The 2,347-nt window shown below is 53.9% G+C and carries 2 protein-coding genes; both read left to right on the top strand.

The features are described from left to right. Window positions 1-446 precede the first annotated feature (446 nt). A complete protein-coding gene (locus S1OALGB6SA_RS08325; RefSeq protein ID WP_124033150.1) occupies window positions 447-632 on the top strand; it encodes a helix-turn-helix domain-containing protein in 186 nt (61 codons plus the stop codon). Window positions 633-661: 29 nt separating this feature from the next. Beyond that, window positions 662-2,347: class I SAM-dependent DNA methyltransferase (locus S1OALGB6SA_RS08320; RefSeq protein WP_124033149.1), on the top strand; the 1,686-nt coding region annotated here is incomplete at its 3' end.

Genomic DNA, 2,347 nt, shown 5'->3' with positions numbered 1-2,347 from the left:
CCAAAGCCATGAACCACCCGCAATTTACCTCATAACCACATCAATCAGAAGCAACTCGCCGAGCGATGGGGCGTTTCCCAGCGTACCCCCTGAACGCTGGTGAGCCATCGGATGGGGTCCGCTGTTCCTGAAGATCGATGGCCGCGTGGTCTACCGGGCAGAAGATATCCTGGCCTACGAGGAGCAGCATCTGGCCGACTCCACCCAATCACGGGTTTACACACCCTCCAGACACCAAATATATATATATGGTGCCGCTGGCGGTTACCAGTAAGCCAGGCTTGGGTGGTTTTTGGCGATCCCCTCTCTTGCATTCGCCCTCCACCCAAAAACTCTTCCTATAATAGGTGTTTCACCGACATTCCCAGCCTTGCTTCTTGATTGATGCCGATTTTTCCCGTATTCTCTCAGTTTAGCATCACTGTCCCTATATTTATGAGAATGCCATGACTAGCGAGATTATAACCATTAAAGAGGTCGCCAGTTATCTGAAATTGACTGAGAAAACGGCCTATCGTCTGGCAGCTGATGGGAAGATCCCGGGATTCAAGGTGGGTGCCTCATGGCGGTTTCGCAAAAGTGAAATCGGCCGCTGGATCATCCAACAAGAACAGAAGACGGATCAAGGCTAAATAACTGACGAGCACACTGAGAAAACCCTATGAAAACTGCTGAACAAGAATTCCTGAAAGCCCTCGATGATAAACTCTGGAAGGCTGCCGACAAGCTGCGCAACAACCTGGACGCGGCCAACTACAAGCACGTCGTGCTGGGTTTAATCTTCCTGAAGTATGTCTCGGATGCCTTTGAAGAGCGCCAGACCGAGCTGCGCCACTTGTTCACCGAAGATGGCAGCGACGATAATATCTACTACTACATGCCGCGTGATGGCTACGGCAGCGACGACGAATACAAGAAAGCCGTCAATGCCGCGCTGGAGCTACACGAGTATTACCAGGCGGAGAACGTATTCTGGGTTCCACTTCGCTCCCGCTGGAACACCTTGAAGCAAGCCGCAGCACGGCCTATCGGTTCGGTTATCTGGCAGGAGGATAACGGCAATGACGTGAAGCTACGCTCCATCTCGTGGCTCATCGATCAGGCGCTGGAGCAGATCGAAAACTTCAAGATTGACGACCAGTCTGCCGGCCAGGCAGGCAAACTGGTCAACCCCAAGCTCAAGGGCGTGTTGCCCCGCATCAGTCAGTATCAGGTTGAAAACCACAATCTGTCGGAGCTGATCAACAAATTCTCCGACACCAGCTTCAGCAAGCCCGAATACAACGGCAAAAAGCTAAATCTGCACAGCAAAGACATACTCGGCCATGTCTACGAATACTTCTTAGGCCAGTTCGCCCTGGCAGAGGGTAAACAGGGCGGTCAGTACTACACACCCAAGAGTATCGTTACCCTGATTATCGAGATGCTCGCCCCCTACAACGGCCGCGTCTATGACCCGGCGATGGGTGCCGGTGGCTTCTTTGTCTCCAATGACAAGTTCATCGAGAAGCATGCCGGCGAGAAGCACTACAAGGCCAGCGAGCAGAAAAAGCACATCTCCGTTTACGGCCAGGAGAGCAACCCCACCACCTGGAAGCTGGCCGCGATGAACATGGCCATCCGGGGCATCGACTTCAACTTCGGCAAGAAAAACGCCGACAGCTTTCTGGATGACCAGCACCCGGATCTTCGCGCCGACTACGTCATGGCCAATCCGCCGTTCAACATCAAGGACTGGTGGAACGCCAGGCTCGAAGGCGACGTACGCTGGAAATACGGCACCCCGCCTCAGGGTAACGCCAACTTCGGCTGGATACAGCACATGCTGTACCATCTCAACGACCAGGGCTCTATGGGGCTGCTGCTCGCCAACGGCTCCATGAGCTCCAACACCAACAACGAGGGTGAGATTCGCAAGGCGCTGATCGAAGCCGACCTGGTTGAGTGCATGGTGGCCCTGCCCGGGCAACTGTTCACCAACACCCAGATACCCGCCTGCATCTGGTTTCTCACCAAGGACAAACCCAACGGCCTGTCACTGGACAAAAAGAAGACCGACCGGCGCGGCAAAACCCTGTTTATCGATGCCCGCAACCTCGGCTACATGAAAGACCGGGTACTGCGCGATTTCACCAACGAAGACATCGCCAAAATTGCGGACACCTTCCATGCCTGGCAAGAGGATGACGGCTACGAAGATGAAAAGGGATTTTGTTATTCAGCATCGCTCGATGACATTAAAAAACATGACTTTGTACTGACACCCGGGCGTTATGTGGGCGCAGCGGACATGGAGGAAGACAGCGAGCCCTTTACCGAAAAGATGACACGCCTTACCGCTCAGCTG

This window comes from Olavius algarvensis spirochete endosymbiont, from assembly GCA_900608495.1.
Taxonomy (GTDB): Bacteria; Spirochaetota; Spirochaetia; order DSM-2461; family DSM-2461; genus UBA2779.
Note: the sequence above shows the minus strand (reverse complement) of the source record. Positions and strands in the feature narration are given on the sequence as shown.

Excerpts from the sequence above, each read along its gene's own strand:
- S1OALGB6SA_RS08325 (WP_124033150.1), top strand. The coding sequence starts at position 447 with ATGACTAGCGAGATTATAACCATTAAAGAGGTCGCCAGTTATCTGAAA.